At 73.3% G+C, this 20,597-nt stretch carries 21 protein-coding genes and 1 tRNA gene; 7 read left to right on the forward strand and 15 right to left on the reverse strand.

The genetic code is table 11. From position 1 onward, the window contains the following. The first annotated feature begins 49 nt into the window (after positions 1-49). Positions 50-1,045 carry an IS481 family transposase gene (locus KW076_RS10870; protein WP_224355348.1) on the forward strand — a complete coding sequence of 332 codons (996 nt, stop codon included), beginning with the start codon at positions 50-52 and terminating at the stop codon, positions 1,043-1,045. A gap of 95 nt (positions 1,046-1,140) precedes the next feature. On the opposite strand, the gene KW076_RS10875 is transcribed toward KW076_RS10870, so the two are convergent. The 6 genes from KW076_RS10875 to rpsB form a co-directional block, all read right to left on the reverse strand. Further along, a complete protein-coding gene (locus KW076_RS10875; protein WP_224355349.1) occupies positions 1,141-1,704 on the reverse strand; it encodes a DivIVA domain-containing protein in 564 nt (187 codons plus the stop codon). Positions 1,705-1,768: 64 nt separating this feature from the next. Beyond that, positions 1,769-2,602, reverse strand: a complete 834-nt coding sequence (locus tag KW076_RS10880) for a phosphatidate cytidylyltransferase (RefSeq protein ID WP_224355350.1) — start codon at positions 2,600-2,602, stop codon at positions 1,769-1,771. Between the two features lie 29 nt (positions 2,603-2,631). Further along, a complete protein-coding gene (gene frr, locus KW076_RS10885; protein ID WP_224355351.1) occupies positions 2,632-3,189 on the reverse strand; it encodes a ribosome recycling factor in 558 nt (185 codons plus the stop codon). A gap of 60 nt (positions 3,190-3,249) precedes the next feature. After that, a complete protein-coding gene (gene pyrH / locus KW076_RS10890) occupies positions 3,250-4,002 on the reverse strand; it encodes a UMP kinase (RefSeq protein WP_224355352.1) in 753 nt (250 codons plus the stop codon). Positions 4,003-4,159: 157 nt separating this feature from the next. Beyond that, positions 4,160-4,996 carry a translation elongation factor Ts gene (gene tsf / locus KW076_RS10895; RefSeq protein ID WP_224355353.1) on the reverse strand — a complete coding sequence of 279 codons (837 nt, stop codon included), beginning with the start codon at positions 4,994-4,996 and terminating at the stop codon, positions 4,160-4,162. Between the two features lie 97 nt (positions 4,997-5,093). Continuing rightward, positions 5,094-5,927 carry a 30S ribosomal protein S2 gene (gene rpsB, locus KW076_RS10900; RefSeq protein ID WP_224355354.1) on the reverse strand — a complete coding sequence of 278 codons (834 nt, stop codon included), beginning with the start codon at positions 5,925-5,927 and terminating at the stop codon, positions 5,094-5,096. 412 nt (positions 5,928-6,339) lie between these two features. Here rpsB and KW076_RS10905 point away from each other — a divergent pair, with 412 nt between their 5' ends. Beyond that, entirely contained in the window at positions 6,340-6,912 is a 573-nt protein-coding gene (locus KW076_RS10905; RefSeq protein ID WP_224355355.1) for a M23 family metallopeptidase, read from the forward strand. 19 nt (positions 6,913-6,931) lie between these two features. Here KW076_RS10905 and KW076_RS10910 read toward each other — a convergent pair whose 3' ends face one another. Then, the gene (locus KW076_RS10910) at positions 6,932-8,053 is read right to left on the reverse strand and encodes a glycosyltransferase (protein WP_434084377.1); all 1,122 of its coding nucleotides are present in this window, start codon (positions 8,051-8,053) and stop codon (positions 6,932-6,934) included. A gap of 357 nt (positions 8,054-8,410) precedes the next feature. Here KW076_RS10910 and KW076_RS10915 point away from each other — a divergent pair, with 357 nt between their 5' ends. Next, entirely contained in the window at positions 8,411-9,274 is an 864-nt protein-coding gene (locus tag KW076_RS10915; protein ID WP_224355357.1) for a C40 family peptidase, read from the forward strand. Positions 9,275-9,410: 136 nt separating this feature from the next. Here the strand turns inward: KW076_RS10915 and KW076_RS10920 are convergent, their stop codons facing one another. After that, positions 9,411-10,034, reverse strand: coding sequence for a hypothetical protein (locus KW076_RS10920; RefSeq protein ID WP_224355358.1), 624 nt, complete (start codon positions 10,032-10,034; stop codon positions 9,411-9,413). Positions 10,035-10,276: 242 nt separating this feature from the next. On the opposite strand from KW076_RS10920, the gene KW076_RS10925 reads away from it, so the two are divergent. Next, positions 10,277-10,429 carry a hypothetical protein gene (locus tag KW076_RS10925; RefSeq protein WP_224355359.1) on the forward strand — a complete coding sequence of 51 codons (153 nt, stop codon included), beginning with the start codon at positions 10,277-10,279 and terminating at the stop codon, positions 10,427-10,429. 59 nt (positions 10,430-10,488) lie between these two features. On the opposite strand, the gene KW076_RS10930 is transcribed toward KW076_RS10925, so the two are convergent. From KW076_RS10930 to KW076_RS10950, 5 genes are all read right to left on the reverse strand, one after another. Next, positions 10,489-10,562 (reverse strand) — tRNA-Ile (locus KW076_RS10930). An 84-nt stretch (positions 10,563-10,646) separates the two neighbouring features. Further along, the gene (locus tag KW076_RS10935; RefSeq protein WP_224355360.1) at positions 10,647-11,867 is read right to left on the reverse strand and encodes a glycosyltransferase; all 1,221 of its coding nucleotides are present in this window, start codon (positions 11,865-11,867) and stop codon (positions 10,647-10,649) included. Further along, a complete protein-coding gene (locus KW076_RS10940; RefSeq protein WP_224355361.1) occupies positions 11,864-12,769 on the reverse strand; it encodes a DMT family transporter in 906 nt (301 codons plus the stop codon). The genes KW076_RS10935 and KW076_RS10940 overlap by 4 nt, the downstream gene beginning before the upstream one ends. Positions 12,770-12,905: 136 nt before the next feature. Then, positions 12,906-13,826 (reverse strand): phage holin family protein, encoded by a 921-nt coding sequence (locus KW076_RS10945; protein WP_224355362.1) that lies wholly within the window; start codon positions 13,824-13,826, stop codon positions 12,906-12,908. Between the two features lie 175 nt (positions 13,827-14,001). After that, positions 14,002-14,835: an aldo/keto reductase gene (locus KW076_RS10950; RefSeq protein ID WP_224355363.1), complete on the reverse strand. Its 834-nt coding sequence runs from the start codon at positions 14,833-14,835 to the stop codon at positions 14,002-14,004. Between the two features lie 250 nt (positions 14,836-15,085). On the opposite strand from KW076_RS10950, the gene KW076_RS10955 reads away from it, so the two are divergent. From KW076_RS10955 to KW076_RS10965, 3 genes are all read left to right on the forward strand, one after another. After that, positions 15,086-16,198: a GmrSD restriction endonuclease domain-containing protein gene (locus KW076_RS10955; RefSeq protein ID WP_224355364.1), complete on the forward strand. Its 1,113-nt coding sequence runs from the start codon at positions 15,086-15,088 to the stop codon at positions 16,196-16,198. A gap of 179 nt (positions 16,199-16,377) precedes the next feature. Further along, positions 16,378-17,742: an amino acid permease gene (locus tag KW076_RS10960; protein ID WP_224356844.1), complete on the forward strand. Its 1,365-nt coding sequence runs from the start codon at positions 16,378-16,380 to the stop codon at positions 17,740-17,742. A 35-nt stretch (positions 17,743-17,777) separates the two neighbouring features. Next, positions 17,778-18,539 (forward strand): queuosine precursor transporter, encoded by a 762-nt coding sequence (locus tag KW076_RS10965; protein ID WP_224355365.1) that lies wholly within the window; start codon positions 17,778-17,780, stop codon positions 18,537-18,539. On the opposite strand, the gene KW076_RS10970 is transcribed toward KW076_RS10965, so the two are convergent. Together KW076_RS10970 and KW076_RS10975 are read right to left on the reverse strand one after the other, a co-directional pair. Then, positions 18,500-19,546 carry a nucleoside hydrolase gene (locus tag KW076_RS10970; RefSeq protein WP_224355366.1) on the reverse strand — a complete coding sequence of 349 codons (1,047 nt, stop codon included), beginning with the start codon at positions 19,544-19,546 and terminating at the stop codon, positions 18,500-18,502. The genes KW076_RS10965 and KW076_RS10970 overlap by 40 nt on opposite strands. Before the next feature lie 74 nt (positions 19,547-19,620). Beyond that, on the reverse strand, positions 19,621-20,559 hold the full coding sequence (locus tag KW076_RS10975) for an SDR family oxidoreductase (protein WP_224355367.1): 939 nt from the start codon (positions 20,557-20,559) through the stop codon (positions 19,621-19,623). Between the last annotated feature and the right edge of the window lie 38 nt (positions 20,560-20,597).

Genomic DNA, 20,597 nt, shown 5'->3' on the forward strand with positions numbered 1-20,597 from the left:
TGCGAGAGTGGAGTTGTCAAGAAACCGCTCACGCGAACAGAAGGCCTTCATGTCCCACGCTAACGCCGCCCTGACCCCTCGCGCCCGTCTACGCCTGGCCAAGCTCATCGTCGAGGAGCACTGGCCGGTCGCCACCGCGGCCAAGATGTTCATGGTCTCCCCACCCACCGCCCGCAAATGGGCCACACGCTTCCGGGCCGAGGGACCTGCAGGCATGGTCGACCGGTCCAGCCGGCCGTCCACGATGCCGACCAGAACACCGCCTGCGGTGGTGAAACAGATCGTGGCCGCCCGATGGCGCCGGCGCCTGGGGCCCGTGCAGATCGCCTCAGAACTCGGGATGCCGGCATCCACCGTCCATGCCGTGCTCGTGCGTTGCCGGATCAACCGCCTCGCCCGTCTGGACCGGGTCACCGCCGAGCCGATCCGCCGCTATGAGCACCCCCACCCCGGCTCGCTGATCCACGTTGACGTCACGAAGTTCGGACGCATCCCCGACGGGGGCGGGCACCGATTCGTCGGGCGTCAGCAGGGCATGAAGCACCGCGCGGCGACTTCGGACCGAGAAGGAACCCGTGATGCCCGATACCAGCCCCGGCTCGGGGTGGGCTTCCTGCACACCGTGATCGATGACCACTCCCGCTTCGCGTATGTCGAGATGCACTCCGACGAACGCAGCCAGACCGCCATCGCGGTGCTGCGCCGCGCGGTCGCTCACTTCGCGCAGCTGGGCGTGGAGGTGGAGCGGGTGCTCTCGGACAACGGTTCGGCCTACCGCTCGCATGCCTGGCGGGATGCTTGCACCGAGCTCGGGATCAAGCCCAAGCGGACTCGGCCCTACCGACCGCAGACGAACGGGAAGATCGAGCGGTTCCATCGCACGCTCGCTGACGGGTGGGCCTACGCCAAGTTCTACGGCTCAGAGACCGAACGCAGGGCCGCGTTGCCTGGGTGGGTGCACTTCTACAATCATCACCGAGTCCACTCCGCGATCGGAGCCGCACCTGCCAGCAGGCTCAACAACCTCCCTGGACATCACATCTAGTCACATGCCCGGACCCGGGCACCCGTGCCGAGGAGCCCATGGACGACGACGGCCCCGCACCCTGAGGGTGCGGGGCCGCGTCGGAGCGGGGCGGCTCAGCCGCGGCGCAGCAGCACGTCCACGGCGGCGTCGAGGTAGGCGTCCACCTGGGCCTCGTCGTAGCCGTCGCCGCCCTGCGCGGAGGCGAACCCGGCGCGGCGGACGTCGTCGGCGGTGAGCTCGTCCGAGCCGTCCGTCAGGGTGGCGCGCAGGCGGTCCACCAGTGCGTCGACGTCGTCCACGTCGTAGGACTGCGCGTCGTCCGCAGAGGGCCGGCGGAAGCGTTCGGCCGGCGCGCGGTCGGCACGGCCCAGCAGCTCCTGCGAGCGCTCGGCCAGCTCCCTGTCCCACGCGCCGTCGCCGACGGCGTCCTCACGCTCGCGGCCCATGAGGACCTCCTCGAGGCGGTCCAGCTCGTCGTCCACCTGGTCCGCGGCGTAGCCGCCGTTGACGGTGGCGAAGCGCGCCTGACGGACGTCCTCGGCGGTGAGGTCGCCCTCGCCGGCCTCGGCGCGGCGGGCGCGCTCCAGGAACGCGTCCACATGGGCGGGCTCGTAGCCGATCTCGTCCGGCCCGACGTGCTCGAAATCGGCGCGGGCCTCGGGGCTGGTGGGGGTCATGGCGTCTCCTGCACGGTTCGTGCCCCGGGGGCGGGGCGGGGGAAGGGGAAGGGTCGGTTGAGGGTCAGGACAGGGGCAGCGCGAGCACGGCGTAGGCCACCGGGGCCGCGAAGACGAGGGAGTCGAGCCGGTCCATGATGCCGCCGTGGCCGGGCAGGGCCGAGGACATGTCCTTGATGCCGAGCTCGCGCTTGACCATGGACTCGGAGAAGTCGCCGGCCGTGGCCGCCCCCACGGTCAGGGCGCCGAGCAGCGCGCCCGCCCACCAGGGGTGCCCCACGAGCACGGGAACCAGCACCGATCCCACCGCCACGGAGCCCGCCAGGGAACCGAGGGCGCCCTCCCAGGACTTCTTCGGGCTGATCCGAGGGGCGATGGGGGTCCTCCCCCACCGGTATCCCACCATGTACCCGAACGTGTCGTTGGAGACGACCATCAGGACCAGGCACACGACCATCATGTGGCCGGCGGGCTGGTCGAGGAGGGCGGCCGCGAAGGACAGCAGGAACGGCGCCCAGAGCAGGACGAACGTCCCCGCCAGCATGAACTGGCCCGTGGGCCGGCGTCGCGTCACCGCCGTCCAGGCGAACATCAGCACGAGGGACGCCATCAGCGCCAGGAACAGCGCCGGGATCCCGCCCGTCCAGGCGGCGAGGGGCATCACGGTGGCGCCCACCCACAGCGGGGGCCGTGGCACGTCCAGTCCGATCTGACGGATGGCGACGGCCACCTCGTTCACCGCCCCGACCAGCAGGGAGACGACCAGCAGCACCAGGAGCCACGGCAGCCACACCAGGCCCACGAGGGCGGTGCCCAACAGGCCGACCCCCACGAGGACGGCGGACCGGAGGTCGCGACCGCCGCGTGGGGGCGAGGGGGCTGTGGCGTCGGGCGTCATGACGCGAGCACGTGGGCGGGAGCGGGGGCTCACACCTCGAGGAGCTCGGCCTCCTTCTTCTTGGCCATCTCCTCGATGAGGTCGGTGTGCTTCTTGGTGAGCGCGTCCAGGTCCTTCTCGCCGCGCGCGCCCTCGTCCTCGCCGATCTCCTTGTCCTTGACCAGCTTGTCGATGGCCTCCTTGGCCTTGCGACGGGCGTTGCGCACGGAGACCTTGTGCTCCTCCGCCTTGTTCTTGACGAGCTTCACGTACTCCTTGCGGCGCTCCGCGGTGAGCTCCGGCATGACGACGCGGATGACCTTGCCGTCGTTGGAGGGGTTCGCGCCGACCTCGGAGTCGGACAGGGCCTTCTCGATGTTGCGCAGCGCGGACACGTCGAAGGGCGTGATGAGCAGGGTGCGCGCATCGGTGGTGGTGAAGGACGCCAGCTGCTGCAGCGGGGTGAAGGAGCCGTAGTAGTCCACCATCACCTTGGAGTACAGGCCGGGGTTGGCGCGGCCGGTGCGGACGGACGCGAAGTCCTCGCGCGTGGCCTCGATGGTGCGCTCCATCTGCTCCTGCGCAGACGTGAGGGTCTCCTGGATCACGATCTCTCCTCTGGGGGTGGTGTGCTTCTTGCGTCCATCCTACGCGGACGGCCGGACGCCTCAGGGGGTGACGGAGGTGCCGATCTCCTCGCCGAGCAGGGCGCGGGTCACGTTGCCGGGGCCCTCCATGCCGAACACCCGCATGGACAGCCCGTTGTCCTTGCACATGGTCATGGCGGTCAGGTCCATCACGCGGATGTCCTTGCGGAGGGCCTCGTCGTAGGTGAGGTGCTCGAGGCGCTGGGCGGTGGGGTCTTTCTTGGGGTCCGCGGTGTAGACGCCGTCCACACCGGACTTCGCCATGAGGACCTCGTCCGCGCCGATCTCCAGGGCGCGCTGGGCGGCCACGGTGTCGGTGGAGAAGTAGGGCAGGCCCGTGCCGGCGCCGAAGACGACGACGCGCCCCTTCTGCATGTGCCGGACGGCGCGCAGCGGGATGTAGGACTCGGCGACCTGCTCCATGTGGATGGCGGACTGCACCCGCGTGGAGACGCCGGCCTGCAGCAGGAAGTCCTGCAAGGCGAGGCAGTTCATCACGGTGCCGAGCATGCCCATGTAGTCGGCGCGGCGGCGGTCCATGCCGGACTCGGAGAGCTCGGCGCCGCGGAAGAAGTTGCCGCCGCCGACGACGATCGAGATCTCGACCTGCTCCGCGGCCTCCGCGATCTGCTCGGCGATCCCGCGCACGGTGACCGGGTCGATGCCGACGGAGCCGCCGCCGAACACCTCGCCGGAGAGCTTGAGGAGGACGCGACGCCGGCCGGTGTCCTCGGCGTCCACGGCGTGGTTCTCGGGCTGCTGTGCGGGGCTCATCTGGTGCTCTCCTCGTCGGGCCGAAGCGCGGGCCGGGTCGCGGCGCCGCGGGTGCGCCCCCGATCCTACCGCCCGGACACGGCGACGCCCCGCCCCTCCGCACGGGAGGGACGGGGCGCCGTGGCGTGGTCCTGGACGGGTCCCGGACCGGGGTGGATCAGTTGCCGACGCGGAAGCGGGCGTAGCCGGTGACGGCGGTGCCGGCCTCGGAGGCCACCTTGCCGACGGTGGTCTTCGGGTCCTTCGCGAAGGGCTGGTCCACGAGGACGCCCTCCTTGAAGAAGCCGGTCAGGCGACCCTCGACGATCTTGGCCAGGGCCTGCTCCGGCTTGCCCTCGGCACGCGCGGACTCCTCGGCGATGCGGCGCTCGTTCTCCACGGTCTCGGCCGGGACGTCCTCGCGGGTGAGGTACGTGGGCGAGTAGGCGGCGGTGTGCACGGCGATGTCGTGCGCGGCCGTCTTGGCGGCGTCGGAGTCGGCATCGACGGCGAGCAGCACGCCCACCTGAGCCGGCAGGTCCTTGGAGGTCTTGTGCAGGTAGGCGTCCACGTGGGCGCCCTCCACACGGGCCACGCGACGGACGGCGACCTTCTCGCCCAGCAGCGCGCCCTCCTCGGTGACGTAGTCGCCCAGGGTGCGGCCCTCGTGGTCGGAGGCCAGCAGGGAGTCGACGTCCGCGGCGCCGGAGGCCACGGCGGCCTTCAGCACGACGTCGCCCAGGGAGATGAACTTGTCGGCCTTGGCCACGAAGTCGGTCTCGCAGTTGAGCTCGATCATCACGCCGACGCCGTTCTCGACGGTCGCGGCCACGAGGCCCTCGGCGGCGGAGCGGCCCTCGCGCTTGGTGGCGCCCTTGAGGCCCTTCACGCGGATGATCTCGACGGCCTTGTCGGCGTCGCCGTTGGCCTCGTCCAGAGCCTTCTTGACGTCCATCATGCCGGCGCCGGTGCGCTCGCGCAGGGCCTTGATGTCTGCAGCGGTGTAGTTCGCCATGCTCGTTGGGTCCTTCCCGATGTGTGGGTGGTGACGGGGTGTTCTGGTCGACTCCGTCCGGGGCCGGGCGCGTGCGCCCGGCCCCGGACGGGACGGATCACTCGGCCGCGGGGGCCTCGGACTCGGCGGCCTCGGCGGCGGGGGCCTCGGCCTGGGCGGCCTGCTCGGCGTTGTGCTGCTCGAGCAGCTCGCGCTCCCACTCGGCCATCGGCTCGGCGGAGGAGTCGCCGGACTTGCCGCCCTGGCGGGCGATCAGGCCCTCGGCCACGGCGTCGGCCACGATGCGGGTGAGCAGGGTGACGGAGCGGATCGCGTCGTCGTTGCCCGGGATCGGGTAGGCGACCTCGTCCGGATCGCAGTTGGTGTCGAGGATGGCGACGACCGGGATGTTGAGCTTCTGGGCCTCGTCGACGGCCAGGTGCTCCTTCTTGGTGTCCACGATCCACACGGCGGAGGGGGTGCGGGCCATGTCGCGGATGCCGCCGAGGTTGCCCTGCAGCTTCTCCAGCTCGCGGTTCAGGAGCAGCAGCTCCTTCTTGGTGTGGGTGGAGCCGGCCACGTCCTCGAAGTCGATGGCCTCGAGCTCCTTCATGCGCTGCACGCGCTTGGAGACCGTGGAGAAGTTGGTGAGCATGCCGCCCAGCCAGCGGTGGTTCACGTAGGGCATGCCCACGCGGGTGGCCTGCTCGGCGATGGCCTCCTGGGCCTGCTTCTTGGTGCCGACGAACAGGATGGTGCCGCCGTGGGCGACGGTCTGCTTGACGAACTCGTACGCACGGTCGATGTAGGTCAGCGACTGCTGCAGGTCGATGATGTAGATGCCGTTGCGCTCGGTGAAGATGAAGCGCTTCATCTTGGGGTTCCAGCGGCGGGTCTGGTGGCCGAAATGGACACCGGAGTCGAGCAGCTGGCGCATGGTCACGACGGACATGGCGTTCCCTTCTGTGGCAGCCGTGGGACCCCGCGCTGCGCGCGCGGGCGGTCTGCCGGTCGTTGTGTTTCACGGTTGCGCGGCTGGGCGGACGCTCAGCCCCTGGCATCGCGACGGCGGGCGGCCGGGCCCCGCGTGCACCCCGTCGATCCAGGAGGATCGGGGGGACCGGACGTGGGGGCTGGACCCGCAGAAGCGGGTCCACCGAGATGCGCGGAGTCGGCGTCGAGGCACGGCACAGGGCCGGTGACACGACACCGCTGACGAGATCCTACCGCACCCGTGCGCGGGCACGGCGACGGGGGTGCGGCGGCGCCGACCGCTCCTGCACAGGCCGTCGGCTGCCGGGACCGGTCCACCGAGGACGGAGGGCGGCACCGCGGCGTCCGCGTGGACCGGAGAGGGTGGCCTCATGAACGAGGCATCGACCCCTCCCCCGCGGCTCCGGGCCGCGGCGGTCCTCGCCGTCGCCCTGCTGGCGACGGCCTCGGCGGCCCGCGCCGAGGACGCCCCTGCGGCGCCGCCGGTCACCGGGGCCCTCCTCGCCCCCACGCCGGGCGCGGGCCCCTCGGACGTGCTCCGCGGGTTCGCCGGGCCGGAACGGCCCTGGTCGCGCGGGCATCGGGGCGTGGACCTCGCGACGTCGAGCGGTCTCGTCACGGCGCCGGCCGCGGGCACCGTGCGGTTCGTCGGGTCGGTGGCCGGCCGCGGGGTGCTCACCCTGGCCCACCCGGACGGCACGCTCAGCTCGTTCGAGCCGGTGACCTCGGACCTGACCGCGGGGCAGGCCGTGGCGGCCGGCCAGGAGGTGGCGCGGGTGCAGGAGGGCGCGGCGCACTGTCCCGTCCGCTGCGTGCACTGGGGCGTCCGGCGGGAGGACGCCTGGGCGGTGGGCGCCGCACGCTTCGACCGATACCTCGACCCGCTCCTGCTGCTCGGATGGTCCGGGCCGTCGGTGCTGTGGCCGGTCGGGGACGCCGGGTGACGCCCGTGGGCCGCGTCGCTCAGCGCCCGCGGTCGGCGAGCAGGCCCTCCACCAGGTCGAGCAGCCGCCGCGCGGACCGGTCCCAGGTGTAGCCGGCGGCGTGCTCGGCCGAGGCGCGGGAGGCCGCGGCGAACGCCGCCGGGTCCTCGAGCCCACGCACCCGGGCGGCCAGCGCGGCACCCCGGTCCCCCTCGAGCGGCACCCCGTTCCAGGCCGCGGTTCCATGGCCGGCGACCTCGCGGAAGATCGGCAGGTCCGAGCAGATCACGGGCGTGCCCTGCGCCTGGGCCTCGGCCACGGGGAGGCCGAACCCCTCCGCCCGGGAGAGGGTGACGGAGGCGGTGGCGCGACGCAGCAGCGCGGTGTACTCGGCCTCGTCGGTGCCGTCGTGGAAGACCACCTCCGCGCCGCGGGCGCCCGCGGCGGCCCGTGCCCGGCGGAGGTGCTCCGCCAGCTCTCGGCGGCGCTCCGCCGTGAGCCGGGAGAGCAGGCGCACCGTGTACCCGGACAGCAGGGGCACTGCGTCGAGGATCGACTCGACGTCCTTGTAGTCCATGAAGGAGCCCATGTAGAGGAGCTCGCGCGTCGGGGCCGCCTCCGGGTCCCGGGGCACGCCGGCGGGCTGCGGAGCGTTGGGCACGACGTGCACCGGGCGCCGGGTGAGGCGGTGCGCCGCGATGAGGTCGGCCGTGGTCTGCGAGACGGTGGCGACGGCGTCGGCCCGGTCGAGGAGGAACCGCTGGGGGGCGTAGCCGAGGTGGTAGAGGCGCCACAGCCAGCGGATCGGCTCGGGCAGGTTCCGGGGCGGGGTCGGGTACTCGTAGTAGATGAGGTCGTGCAGCGTGAGGATCAGCGCGTAGTCGCGGCCGAGGGACCCCATCGTCTGCATCGGGGAGAACACGACGTCCGGGCGCAGTGCGCGGACCTGGCGGGCCACGAACGGCTCCCCGGCGGAGGTCGGCCCGGTGATCCGGTGCCAGGGCACGCCGTCGGGCAGCAGCGCCAGCTGGCGCTCGTCACTGATGAGCATCTCCACGCGCAGGCCAGCGGGGTCGGCCAGGCGGTGGACGGCCTCGGTGAGGCTGGCGCCGTAGCGCGAGATGCCGTCATGGAAGTCGACCCGCGTGTAGCGCGCGTCCATGAGCAGGAGCTGGGAACCGGTCACGGCACCACGCTAGCGGGGCACCAGCGAGTCGTGATCCGGCCGTGACCTGAAGCGGCGATCGTGATCTTCTGCACTCCCAACACGCGTGACCGATGCCGAATTTCTTCCCTGACATGGGATGTTGCTGGGTTAACTGCTCGTTCATGTTGCGTTTCTATAACGATCCGGTACGTTTGGTCACGGAGAGGTTGCGAAGCCTCACCTCACCGGCGGGCGCACTCGCGCGACCGCCACCGGACATCACTCACCCCCAGCCCCTCGACGTCATTCCCCGGCACTGCGCTTCCCCTCGCCTGCGCCGCGTCCGACGCTGGCCACCTCTGGGAGCCCACCATGCCCGAAGCCCTCCTCACCCCTGCCCGCCGCCCCCGCGCCGCCGCGGCATCCCTCGCCCTCGCCCTCGGCGCCGGTGCCGGCGTCACCGCCGGCGCCGCGGTGATCGCCCCGCAGGCCGTGGCCGCCGAGACCTACACCGTCCAGGCCGGCGACGGCTGGTGGATCATCTCGCAGCGCACCGGCGTCTCCATGGCCACCCTGATGCAGCTCAACGGCATGACCTCCGCCGACATGCTGCACCCGGGCATGGTCCTCAAGACCAGCGGCACGGTCACGGCCGCCGCCGGCACGTACACCGTCAAGGCCGGCGACGGCTGGTACGCCATCTCCCGCGCCACCGGCGTCCCGGTCTCCACGCTGACCTCGCTCAACGGGATGACCATCACCTCGATGCTGTACCCGGGCATGGTCCTCAAGACCACCGGGACCCCGGCCTCCACGGCTCCTGCTCCGGCTCCGGCGCCGGCCCCCGTGGTCCGCCAGTCCTCCAAGCAGGCCGCGATCGACTTCGCCGTCGCCAAGGTCAACGACCCGAACACGTACTACGCCTGGGGCGGCAACGGCCCCTACGGCTACGACTGCTCCGGCCTGACCAAGGCCGCGTTCGCCGCCGCCGGCATCACCATCCCGCGCGTCTCCCACGACCAGTACGTCAACGCCCCGGCCTACGCCCCGCTGTCCCAGGCGCAGCCCGGTGACCTCGTGTTCTGGGCCAACCAGTCCACGGGCCGCGTCTACCACGTCGCCGTGTACATCGGGAACGGCAAGGTCGCCCACGCCCTCAACACCACGGACGACCTGGTCATCACGTCCACGGACGTCATGACCTCCAACCGCCTCGCCGTGGTCGGCCGCTACTGAGCCGCCCCGCCCCGCGGACGACGTCGGCCCCCGCCCTGGACTCCAGGGCGGGGGCCGATCTGCACTCCCGGCAGGGCGAAACGGGCACTCTTCGACGCGGCCGACGGTGCGCGGACCGCGCCCGGGTCCGCGACCCCTACGGGGCGCCGGGCGTGAGGCGTCGGGCCAGCGCATAGGCCGGGCTGCGCGCCGCGGCCCAGAAGTCGCTCCACCACAGCCCCACGGGCGGGCGCAGCGGGTCGAAGCGCACCACGACGTCGGCCGGCCCGCCCAGCACCACGCGCGCCCGGTCGACCCACGGGCCGCCGTCGAGGGAAGTCAGGATCCCCACCTCGTCACCACGGACCTGCGCACCGACGTCGACCGCCCCCAGGCGGCAGTGGAGCGGCAGCAGCGTGGTGAGCGGGTCCACGGCGCCGGGGACGCGGGGCGCGAGCAGCCGCCGGGTGAACGGACCCGTGCCCGTGGAGGCGAACAGGAGCGCGCCGCCGTCCGCGAACCGCAGGGCCAGGCCGGTGAAGTCGGGCAGCGGCTCGGGCAGGCCCACCGCCCGGGAGGTGCGGGCGAGGACCGGGGTGTCCCCCGCGGCGGCGAAGGCCGCGATCCCGGACTCCGGCCACGCCGCGTGCACGCGCCAGGTGGCGCGGCGCGTCCGCCCGCGCGGATGGAGCGGCTGGCGGCGGGGCAGCATGGCGGGTGCGTTGGCGACGACGGCGAGCACGGCGCCCAGCGCTCGGCCGGAGATCGTGGCGGGGTCCATGCGCACCACGCTAGGGGGCGCCCCGCGCCGGCGGCACCCGTGAGGCCCGCGGGGCCGCCGCCTGACGCGCGACGGGTGGGGGCCGCACGCGCGGGCCGCGGAGGTCGGCGAGCCCCCGCCCTGGGCCCGTGGCCGTCCGGCCTGCTTCACTGAGACGCCGACGACGCAGGCGCGCGCCGCCTCGTTGGCCCCATGCGGGCCCCGGGCCCGCGACCCACCATGCACAAGGAGCGGTGGGACCCATGAGCGACCAGCAGTCCCCCGAGGCGAAGAACTCCGACGCCCCCGGCGACCAGGACGAGGCCATGCAGCGGCAGGCTCCCGCCCAGGTCGACTGCCTGGCGGAGAAGGCCGAGGAGGAGGCCGAGCAGGACAAGGGCGGCTACGACCACTGAGCCGCGCGGACGAAGGCCCCCCAGCAGCGGCTGAGGGGCCTTCGTCATCCGGCTCGCGGTAGGGCGTGCGGGGCTTGAACCCGCGACCCAGGGATTATGAGTCCCTTGCTCTGACCGACTGAGCTAACGCCCCGGGGTCCCGCGGACGGGACCCGGCCATCCTAGCCAGGCCCGCACGTCGGGAACGGACGGCGGGGATGGCCGCGGCCCGCAGCGCTCAGAGGGCGGCGCGGATCTCCGCCGGCGTGGCCCCGCGGTACAGGCGCTCGAAGAGGTCCACGGTCTTGGCCTGCGAGTGGCGCACCGCCTTGGCGTGGGAGGCCTCCCCCATGGCCGCCCGCCCGGCCTCGGGGAGGTCGAGGACGCGCGCGATCCGCTCCGCCAGAGCCACGTGGTCGCCCGGCGGGAACAGCCAGCCGTTGACGCCGTCGTCCACCAGGTGCGGCAGCGCCAGCGCGTCCGCGAGGACGACCGGGGTGGAGGCGCTCATGGCCTCGAGGGAGACGAGCGACTGCAGCTCGGCCGTGCCAGGCTGGCAGAACACGTCCGCACGGAGGTAGGCCGTGTGCAGCTCCGCGTCGGAGACGTGGCCGAGGCGGCGGACACGGTCGGCCACCCCCTCCTCCGCGATCACGGCGTCCAGGGCGGTGCGCTGCTCGCCGTCGCCCACGATCTCCGCGTGCACGTCCAGGTCCGGGCGGGTGCGCGCCAGGTGGGCGACGGCCCGCACCAGCACGTCCACGTGCTTCTCCACGGCCAGGCGGCCCACGAAGAGCACGGTCGGGTGAGCCGCACGCTCGACGACCTCGCCCGGGGCGAGCTCATAGGCGCTCGCGTCGATGCCGTTGGAGATCGGCAGCACGCGGTCCAGGCCGGCGTGCTCCGCCATCGCGGCGGCCGCCAGGGCGGTCGGCGTGGTGACGGCCGCGCCCTTGCCCATGAGCCGGCCCATGTCCCGCCAGGAGTTCTTCGAGACGATGTTCAGAAACCACTGCGGGAACGGGAGGAACGGCTCGAGGTTCTCCGGCATGAAGTGGTTGGTGGAGACGGTCCGGATGCGCCGCCGATCGGCCACGTTGATGGCGGCCTCTCCGATCATGTAGTGGCACTGCGCGTGCACGACGTCCGGGCGGACCTCCGCGAGGATCCGGTCGATGGAGCGGGACGCGTGCCAGGGGAACACCAGCCGGTAGTACTCGTGGGTGAAGGCGCGGTGGGACTCCAGCCGGTGGACGGTGGCCTCGGGACGCTCCTCCACGGTGTCCGGGCCCGGCTCGTTGCGGGCGGCGATCACGTGCACCCGGTGGCCCCGCTCGTGGAGGGCGGACGCGAGGCGGAAGCAGAAGACGGCGGCCCCGTTGACGTCCGGCGGGTAGGTGTCCGCGGCGATCACGACGGTGAGCGGGCGCTCCTGGGCAGGGCGGGCGCTGCTGGTCACGGGGTGGTCTCTCCTGGGGTGTCGGCGACGCGGCGCTCCTCCCTGCGGGCCAGCACGTCCGGGTGGCTGCGGGAGAGCCGTACGATCCCCACGGTAGCAACCGCCGCGGCGGCCAGGAGGCAGGGCCCCACCCACCAGGGCGCGTCCGGGCGCATCTCCCCGAGCACCAGGACGCCGACCAGCACGCCGACCATCGGGTCCACCACCGTGAGCCCGGCGACCACGAGGTCCGGCGGCCCGTGCCGGTACGCGGTCTGCACGAACCACACGCCCAGGACCGCCCCGGCCACGAGAACGGCCAGCACGCCCCACGCCGGCGGGCGGCCGTCCACGAGCCGCACCGCGGACATGCGCACGCACACCGCCACGAATCCGTAGAGCACCCCGGCCGCGACGATCGGCACGAGCGCGCTCCGGCGTCCCCGGAGCGCCAGCGCGGCGACCAGACCGACCACCACCACCCCGGCGGCGATCCACGCCGTGAGGGTCTCCTGGTCCGCATCGGGGACCGGGTTGGGGAGCGTCGCCTGCACCGTGACGACGACGAAGGCCGCCGAGCCCAGCGTGCACGCCGCGACCGCCCGCCACGTGGCCGGGTCGACCCGCAGGCCGGCCACGCGAGCGTGCACGAGCGTCGTGACCACCACCGCGACGGCCCCGAGGGGCTGCACCACTGTCAGGGGCGCCCACGCCAGGGCGATCACGTTCAGGACGATGCCCGCCAGCATCAGCACACCGCCGACCAGCCACACGGGCGAGGTCAGCAGCCGCAGAGCCCCTCCGCGGCCCGGGCGTGCTCCGTCCCCGCGCTCGAGGGCACGCACGCCGGACGCCTGCCGCTCGCTGCCCAGGGCGAGGAAGAGGGCCCCCGTCAGGGCGCACAGGATGGGCACCAGGTACACGTCGCCTCCTCGCTCGCGCCCGGCGGTCCGGGCCCGCCCCGCCCGTGCGGGTTTCTCGTCCGCCTCCCACCCTACCGACGACGACGCCCCGCCCCTCCGGAGAGGGACGGGGCGTCGTCGGGTGCGGGCGGGCGGCTCAGCCCTTGCGTCCGCGCAGGCGCGAGGCCAGCACGGCGAACGCGGTGCCGGAGGCGCCGAGCAGGGCCAGCGGCTGCCAGCGCTCCTTCACGTAATCCTCGGCGGCGGCGGTCTGCTCACCGGCGCGGGCGGCCGTGGTGAACGGCGCGGTCTGCTCGGTGGCGTGGGCGGTGTCCGGGGTGGTGCCGCGCAGCTTGCGCTGGGCGGTGAACGCGGCGACCTGGCCCTTCACGCTGGTCTTCTCGTCCAGGCCGGAGCGGATGTCGCCCAGGTGGCGGCGGCGCAGCTCGGCGCGGCGGCGGACCTCGTCCTCGGAGGCGTCGTCCTTGGCGGGGTGGGGAGCGGCGAGGCCGTCCTTGCGGGCCTGCTTGTTCTCCTCCTTCTCCACCTTCTTGCGCTCCGCCTCGCGCTGCTTCTCCAGGCGCTTGGCCTCGGCGCGCTCGGCCTTCAGGCGGTCGTACTCGGCCGGGTCGAAGTCGTTGCCCTCCTTGAGGTAGCCGAGGTCGTACTCGAGGTTGCGCACGGTCTCCTGCGGAACCAGGGGCATGGCGCCCTTGATCTGCATGGCGCCGACGCCGGCGAGCACGAGGCCCAGCACGAGGAAGACGAGGGCGACCATCAGCGCCGGGAACCAGAACGGCGGGTTCGCGAACGCGCCGATCAGCGCGACCACCAGGGCGATGGTCATGAGGGCGAGGAAGAACAGGCCCACGACGGCCAGCGCGGCCCCGATGCCGGCCTTCTTGCCCTTGGCGGCGGCCTGGCCCTTCGCGAGCGCCAGCTCGTCCTTGAGCTGCAGCGGCAACAGGCGCACGACGGCGGCGAGCAGGTCGGTCAGGGAGCTGGCGCGGGTCTGGGGCGTGACCGGCGTGGTGGGGCGGGGCGCGCGCGGCGCTGCCGTGGGTGCGGCGTGGGACATGGCAGGGAGGCCTTCCGTTGCATTCTCGTCAGGTCACGGCGGCCCGAGGCCGTCCGGACGGGGCGGTTCTGCGGCTCACGCTATCACCGCCCGCCCCCGCCGGTCCGGGGGTGGGCGCCTGGGGACCCGCGCGCTCTCCGCGCGCGGATCCGCAGGTCGGGCCGGGTCGGACGGCTCAGAAGGTGATCGAGGCCGGGTCCGGGCCGATGCGGCCGTCGGCGCGGTCGAGCCCGCGGATCTGGTCGACCTCCTCCGCGGTGAGCTCCAGCTCCGCCGCGGTCAGGTTGGAGACGATGCGCTCGGGGGTCACGGACTTGGGGATGACCACGAAACCCTCGGCGAGGTGCCAGGCGATGACGACCTGGGCCGGCGTCGCTCCGTGGGCCTCGGCGATGGCCGTGATCACCGGATCGGAGAGCAGCTCGCCGCCCTGGCCGAGCGGGGACCAGGACTCGTGCACGATCCCGTGGCGGGACTCGACCTCGCGCAGCTCGCGCTGCTGCCAGTAGGGGTGCGTCTCCACCTGGTGGATCACGGGGACCACGCCGGTGGCGGAGATGATCTCCTCGAGCTGCTCCGCGGGGAAGTTGGAGACGCCGATCGAGCGCGCCCTGCCCTGGCGCTGCGCCTCGATGAGCGCCTTCCACGTGTCCACGTACTTCCCCTGGGCCGGCTTGGCCCAATGGATCAGCCAGAGGTCCACGTAGTCCGTGCCGAGCTTGGCGAGCGAGGCCTCGAGGGCGGCGAGGGCCTCGTCGTACCCCTGGTCGGAGTTCCACACCTTGGTGGTGATGAACAGCTCCTCGCGCGGCACGCCGGCGGCGGCGACGGCGCGTCCGACGCCCTCCTCGTTGCCGTAGACGGCGGCGGTGTCGATGTGCCGGTAGCCGGCGCGGACGGCCTGCTCGACGACGTCGGCGGCCACCGCGTCCTCGACCTGCCACACGCCGTAGCCGAGCTGCGGGATGGACTGGCCGTCACGGAACGGGGTCTGCGGGACGGTGGTCATGGTGTTCCTCCTGGGGATCGGCGGACGTGCTTCCACCTGGGGCAACGGGCCCGTGGCCCCGCCCATTCCCGGGCGGGGGCGCCGTCGTGTCCGGGCCGCTGACTAGGATCGACGGATGCCCTCCGCGCCCTCGTCCCGTCCCACGCGTCCCTCCTCGCCGGCGCCGCGCCGACGACGCCGGGCCCGCGTGGCAGACCCCAGCGCGGGGGTGCGGCGGGGCATGCTCGGGTGCAGCGGGTGCCTGGGACTGGTGGCCCTCGGGCTCCTGCTGCTCAGCCTGCTCGTCGGCGGGTTCACGGGATCCCCGTCGCCGAGCGCGGCGTCGCAGGCACCCGACGGGAGGTCCGCGGCACCCTCGGCCCCGGACGCGCCGGGCGACCCGGCCGGCTCCGCCCCGGCCCCCGCCCCCACACCGGACCGCGCGGAGGCCCCCGTATCGGACCGCGCGGAGGCCCCCGCGCCCGCACCCGCGCCTGCATCCGCGCCCGCACCCGCGCCCGGCGACGCCGGGGAGGCCGCGCCGTCGTCGCCCGCCGCCGAGGCCCCGGCCGCGGACGGGACCGCTCTGGCGGCCCTGCAGTCGTTGCCCGTGAAGGGACGCGCGCCGAAGACGGGCTACAGCCGGGAGCAGTTCGGCCCCGCCTGGGCGGACGTCGACCGCAACGGCTGCGACACCCGCAATGATGTCCTGCGCCGCGATCTCGCCGACGTGGTGCTCAAGGCCGGCACGAACGGGTGCGTCGTGCTCAGCGGCACCCTCCACGGCCCGTACACCGGCGAGGTGATCGCGTTCCAACGCGGGCCGGGGACGTCGACGGCGGTCCAGATCGACCACGTGGTCTCCCTCTCCGACGCCTGGCAGAAGGGCGCGCAGGGCCTGAGCGCGGGCCGCCGCGCCGCGTTCGGCAACGACCCCCTCAACCTCCTGGCCGTGCAGGGCTCCGTGAACCAGTCCAAGTCCGACGGCGACGCCGCCACCTGGCTGCCCCCGCTGCGCTCGGCCCGGTGCCCGATGGTGGCCCGGCAGATCGCCGTCAAGGCCCGTTACGGGCTGTGGGTCACCCCCGCCGAGCGCGACGCCATGGCCCGTGTGCTCCGGGAGTGCCCCGGTCAGGGTCTGCCCGCGGAGGGCGGGCCCGTCGACCCGTCTCCCGAGACGGCGGCGGAGCCCACACCCCAGGCCCCGGCCCCGACCGTCCAGGCCCCCGCCCCGGCGCCCGCGGCCCCGGCCGGCGGGGCGGACCCCTCGTTCAGCAGCTGCAGGAAGGCGAAGGCGGCCGGCTACGGCCCCTACGTGCAGGGTGTGGACCCGGAGTACGCCTGGTACCGGGACGGCGACGGGGACGGCATGAACTGCGAGTGACACCGGAGCGCCGGGGGCCGGGGACGTCCCCAGGCGGGCGCTACGGTGTCCGGGTGAACGAACCCCCCGCCCTCCCCGAGCCCACCGGCGCCGCCCCTCCGGCGCCCTCCCCCGCCGGCGGCGCCACGGCCGCCCCCTCGCACGGTGCGGCGGACGCGCGGCTGCGGCGCGGGCTGTCGATGCGGCACATCCAGTTCATCGCGCTGGGCTCGGCGATCGGCACGGGCCTGTTCTACGGCTCGGCCACCGCCATCCAGCTGGCCGGGCCCGCCGTGATCCTGGCGTACCTGGTGGCCGGGGCCGCCGTGTTCATGGTGATGCGCGCCCTCGGGGAGCTCGCCGTGCGCCACCCCGTGCCCGGCTCCTTCGGCCAGTACGCCGACCGCTACCTCGGCCCGTTCGCCGGGTTCGTCACCGGATGGACCTTCGTGTTCGAGATGGTCGTGGTGGCCATCGCCGACGTCACCGCGTTCGGCGTCTACATGGGCTTCTGGTTCCCGGACACCCCACGGTGGATCTGGGTGACGGCCGTGATCCTCTTCATCGCCGCCGTGAACACCCGCCACGTGAAGGTGTTCGGTGAGCTGGAGTTCTGGCTGAGCATCGTGAAGGTGAGCGCCATCCTCGCGATGGTCATCGGCGGCGTCGCCCTGCTGGTCATGGGCGTCTCCCTCGACGCCGCCACGCCGGCGGGCGTGCAGAACCTGGTGGACCACGGCGGATTCGCCCCGCACGGCGCGGCCGGCGTGCTCGCGGCGCTGTCCGTCGTCGTCTTCGCCTTCGGCGGCGTGGAGACCATCGGCATCACCGCCGGCGAGGCGCAGGACCCGGGCCGGGCCATCCCCCGCGCCGTGAACGCCGTGCCCGCGCGGATCCTGCTGTTCTACGTGATGACGATGGTGGTCATCATGTCCCTGGTGCCGTGGGACCGGATCACCGGGGAGGCCAGCCCGTTCGTGGAGATCTTCTCCACCCTCGGCGTCCCCGCCGCCCCCGCCATCCTCAACCTGGTGGTCATCACCGCCGCGATCTCCGCGATCAACGCGGACACCTTCAGCGCCGGGCGCATGCTCTTCGGCATGGCGCAGCAGGGGCGGGCCCCGGCCGTCTTCGCCTCCGTCTCCCGCGGCGGCGTGCCGTGGATGGCGGCCGTGGTGATGGGCCTGGCGCTCGCCGTGGGCGCCGTGCTCAACGCGGTCATCCCCGAGGACGTGTTCGTCGTCGTGGCCTCGATCGCCACGTTCGCCACCGTCTGGGTGTGGCTGATGATCCTGCTCGCGCATATCGCCATGCGCCGGGAGGTCGCCCGCCGCGGCCTGCCCGCGTCCGCGTTCCCGGTGCCGCTGTGGCCGGCGGCGTCGTGGGCCGCCGTGGCGTTCGTGCTCCTCGTCGTCGGCCTGCTCGGCTGGTTCTCGGACACCCGCGTGGCCATGATCGTGGGCCTCGTGTGGCTCGTGCTGCTCGGGGCGGCCTACCGGCTGTTCCTGCACGGCCACGGCCGCAGCCGGCCGGACCTCGAGGAGGGCGCCGCGTCGTCGCCGTGAGGCCCGAGCGGGGCGGGCTGTGATGGGATGTCCCGGTGAACACCACCCCTGCATCCCGGTCCGAGCCCACGTCTGGGCAGGGCGCCGCCGCCTCCGCCGCAGCGCCCCACAGCCACTACGACATCTTCGTCGGCGTCTTCGTCGCCCTCCTGATCCTCTCCGGCGTCACCGCCGCCAAGCTCTTCTACGGCCCCACCGTCCCCGGGGTGTCCGACGTCTTCTACGGCGGCGGGCCCCTGATCTTCGACGGCGGCGCCTTCCTGTTCCCGCTGTCCTACGTGGTGGGCGACATCCTCGCCGAGGTCTATGGCCTGAGGCGTGCGCGCCGGGCGATCTACATCGGCTTCGCCATGCTGGTCGTCGCCGCCCTCACCTACCGGCTGGTCGCCCTGACGACGCCGGTGGAGGGCTTCGAGGCCTGGGACCAGGCGCTCGCCCCCACCCTGCGCATCACCCTGGCCGGCCTGGCCGGGTACATCGTGGGCAGCCTGCTCAACGCCACCGTGGTGGCCCGCATGAAGGCCCGCATGGCCGAGCGCGCCGTGGCCTGGCGGCTCATCGCCTCCACCCTGGTGGGCGAGTTCTTCGACACCCTGATCTTCTGCCTGGTGGCCTTCGCCGGGACCATCACCCTGGCCGACCTCGCGAACTACACGGTCACCGGGTACGTCTACAAGTGCCTCGTGGAGATCTGCATCGTGCCGGTGACGCTGCTGGTCATCCGTTGGCTCAAGCGGCACGAGCCGACCTACCGGGCTCAGCCGACGCCCGCCCCCGTGAGCGCGCCGACCGCCTGAGCGAAGTCCTCGAACACCCTTCTGGGGTCGCAGCCCGTGACGCGTCGCGCGTTCGGGCGGCGGCCCCAGATGCGTCTGTCGTCGTGGACGGTGGTGCCGCGCAGCAGCTCCGAGTCCGCCTCGACGTCGACGACGGTCGCCTGCAGCGTGACGTCCGCCTGGCCCGCGGCGACCTGGGCGGCGACGAGGTCATGCAGGTGGGCGATGTACCCCTGGTCGTAGTCGTGGTGGAACTCGAAGTAGAACCGCAGGGCGTCCGCGAGGACGTCCGTGACCGGGTGGCCGGTGTCCGCGGCGGGCCCGGAGACGCGCGGGCGTGCGACGTCCCAGCGCGCGGGGCGGGCCCCGGCGTCGGCCAGGAGTCCGTCCAGCAGGGCCGGCGTGTACTCGATCCGCTCCGTGGTCTCGAGCGCGCAGACGATCGGCAGGCGGTCCTCGGGCAGTCCCTCGACGGCCGCGAACACCTCCTTCGCGGAGTCCGGGTCCACCCAGGTGTTCCACTCGGCGGTGGGCGTCGTGTTGCCCGGATGATAGAAGGAGCCGCCCATGATCACGATGCCGCGGGCGAGGAACGGCAGGCGCGGCTCGGCGCGCAGGGCGAGGGCCAGGTTCGTCAGCGGCGCGGTGCAGAGGATCGTCGTCTCCCCGGGGTGGGCCCGCAGCTCGTCCAGCCACACGTCCACGGCGGGCCGGGGCGAGAGCCGCTCGGGGCGGCGATCGATCCGGGCATGGCCGAGACCGCCGTCGCCGTGGGTCTCCGGGGTGGTGACCGCGGGGCGGCGCAGCGGGGTCTCGGCACCGACGGCCACCTCGACGTCGGCCCGGCCGGCCAGGTCCAGCACCGCGGCCGTGTTCAGGGCGCAGTCCCGGGCGGTCGCGTTGCCGCCCGTGGTGGTGACGGCCGCGAGCTCGGGGCCGGCGCCGAGGCGGTGGGCGCCCACGAGGTGGAGCAGGGCGCAGGCGTCGTCGATGCCGGTGTCGACGTCGGCGAGGAGGCGGGCGGTCACGGCGGCCACTGTAGTGCCGTCGCGACCGCCCGACCGATCAGGCGCGGTCCTCCCGGATCCGTGACCGCCGGGCGTCACGGGGTGGGCGTGCCGCCGTTGGCGTTGAGGGTCTCGCCGTTGACGTAGCTGGACTCGCCCGAGGCCAGGAACACGTAGGCGGGCGCCATCTCCACGGGCTGGCCGGCGCGACCGAGCGGGGTGCTGTGGCCGAACTCGGGGAGCTTCTCCTCGGGCTCGCCGTAGGACACGTGCTGCACCGTCCAGATGGGCCCGGGCGCCACCGCGTTGACGCGGATGCCCTTCGGGCCGAGCTGCTCGGCCAGGCCCTTGGTGAAGTTGTTGATGGCGCCCTTGGTGGCGGCGTAGTCGAGGAGCCTCGGGTTGGGGTTGTAGGCCTGCACCGAGGTGGTGTTCACGATCGTGCTGCCCGGGCCCATGTGCTTCAGCGCGGCGCGGCTGAGCGTGAACATGGACATGATGTTGATCTGGAACGTCTCGTGGACCTGCTCGTCGGTGAGATCGACCAGGTCATCGGAGATGAACTGCTTGCCCGCGTTGTTCACGAGGATGTCCAGGCCGCCGAGGCGCTGCGCCGCCTCGTCCACGAGGGAGGCGCGGTAGTCCACGTCCATCAGGTCCCCCGGCAGCGCGACGGCGGTGCGCCCGGCCGCCTCGATCGCCGCCAGGACGCGGTCGGCGTCGGGCTGCTCCTGAGGCAGGTAGGCGATGGCGACGTCCGCGCCCTCACGGGCGTAGGCGATGGCGACCGCGGCGCCGATGCCGGAGTCGCCGCCGGTGATCAGGGCCTTGCGGCCGGTCAGCCGGCCCGCCCCCCGGTACGAGTCCAGACCGATGTCCGGGACGGGATCCGTCTTCACGTCCAGGCCCGGCTCGGGCTGGCGCTGCTTGGTGATGTGGAGCTTCGGGTGGCGGGTGCGCGGGTCGTCGTGGGCCAGCTGGGAGTCCTGCACGGGGATTGCGGGGGCGTCGTCCTTCTTCTCTGGAGTGGTCATGGGCCCGATGCTACGCGGCGCGCGTCAGAGGGTGACAA

The sequence above is a fragment of the Micrococcus porci genome, assembly GCF_020097155.1.
Lineage (GTDB): Bacteria > Actinomycetota > Actinomycetes > Actinomycetales > Micrococcaceae > Micrococcus > Micrococcus porci.

Coding starts and splice junctions, on each gene's coding strand:
- pyrH (WP_224355352.1), bottom strand. CDS start 4,002: ATGAGCCCCGCACAGCAGCCCGAGAACCACGCCGTGGACGCCGAGGAC.
- KW076_RS10960 (WP_224356844.1), top strand. CDS start 16,378: ATGCGGCACATCCAGTTCATCGCGCTGGGCTCGGCGATCGGCACGGGC.
- KW076_RS10905 (WP_224355355.1), top strand. CDS start 6,340: ATGAACGAGGCATCGACCCCTCCCCCGCGGCTCCGGGCCGCGGCGGTC.
- rpsB (WP_224355354.1), bottom strand. CDS start 5,927: ATGTCCGTCGTGACCATGCGCCAGCTGCTCGACTCCGGTGTCCATTTC.
- KW076_RS10945 (WP_224355362.1), bottom strand. CDS start 13,826: ATGTCCCACGCCGCACCCACGGCAGCGCCGCGCGCGCCCCGCCCCACC.
- KW076_RS10910 (WP_434084377.1), bottom strand. CDS start 8,053: ATGGACGCGCGCTACACGCGGGTCGACTTCCATGACGGCATCTCGCGC.
- KW076_RS10880 (WP_224355350.1), bottom strand. CDS start 2,602: ATGACGCCCGACGCCACAGCCCCCTCGCCCCCACGCGGCGGTCGCGAC.
- KW076_RS10950 (WP_224355363.1), bottom strand. CDS start 14,835: ATGACCACCGTCCCGCAGACCCCGTTCCGTGACGGCCAGTCCATCCCG.
- KW076_RS10915 (WP_224355357.1), top strand. CDS start 8,411: ATGCCCGAAGCCCTCCTCACCCCTGCCCGCCGCCCCCGCGCCGCCGCG.
- tsf (WP_224355353.1), bottom strand. CDS start 4,996: ATGGCGAACTACACCGCTGCAGACATCAAGGCCCTGCGCGAGCGCACC.
- KW076_RS10870 (WP_224355348.1), top strand. CDS start 50: ATGTCCCACGCTAACGCCGCCCTGACCCCTCGCGCCCGTCTACGCCTG.
- KW076_RS10975 (WP_224355367.1), bottom strand. CDS start 20,559: ATGACCACTCCAGAGAAGAAGGACGACGCCCCCGCAATCCCCGTGCAG.
- KW076_RS10920 (WP_224355358.1), bottom strand. CDS start 10,034: ATGGACCCCGCCACGATCTCCGGCCGAGCGCTGGGCGCCGTGCTCGCC.
- KW076_RS10925 (WP_224355359.1), top strand. CDS start 10,277: ATGAGCGACCAGCAGTCCCCCGAGGCGAAGAACTCCGACGCCCCCGGC.
- KW076_RS10875 (WP_224355349.1), bottom strand. CDS start 1,704: ATGACCCCCACCAGCCCCGAGGCCCGCGCCGATTTCGAGCACGTCGGG.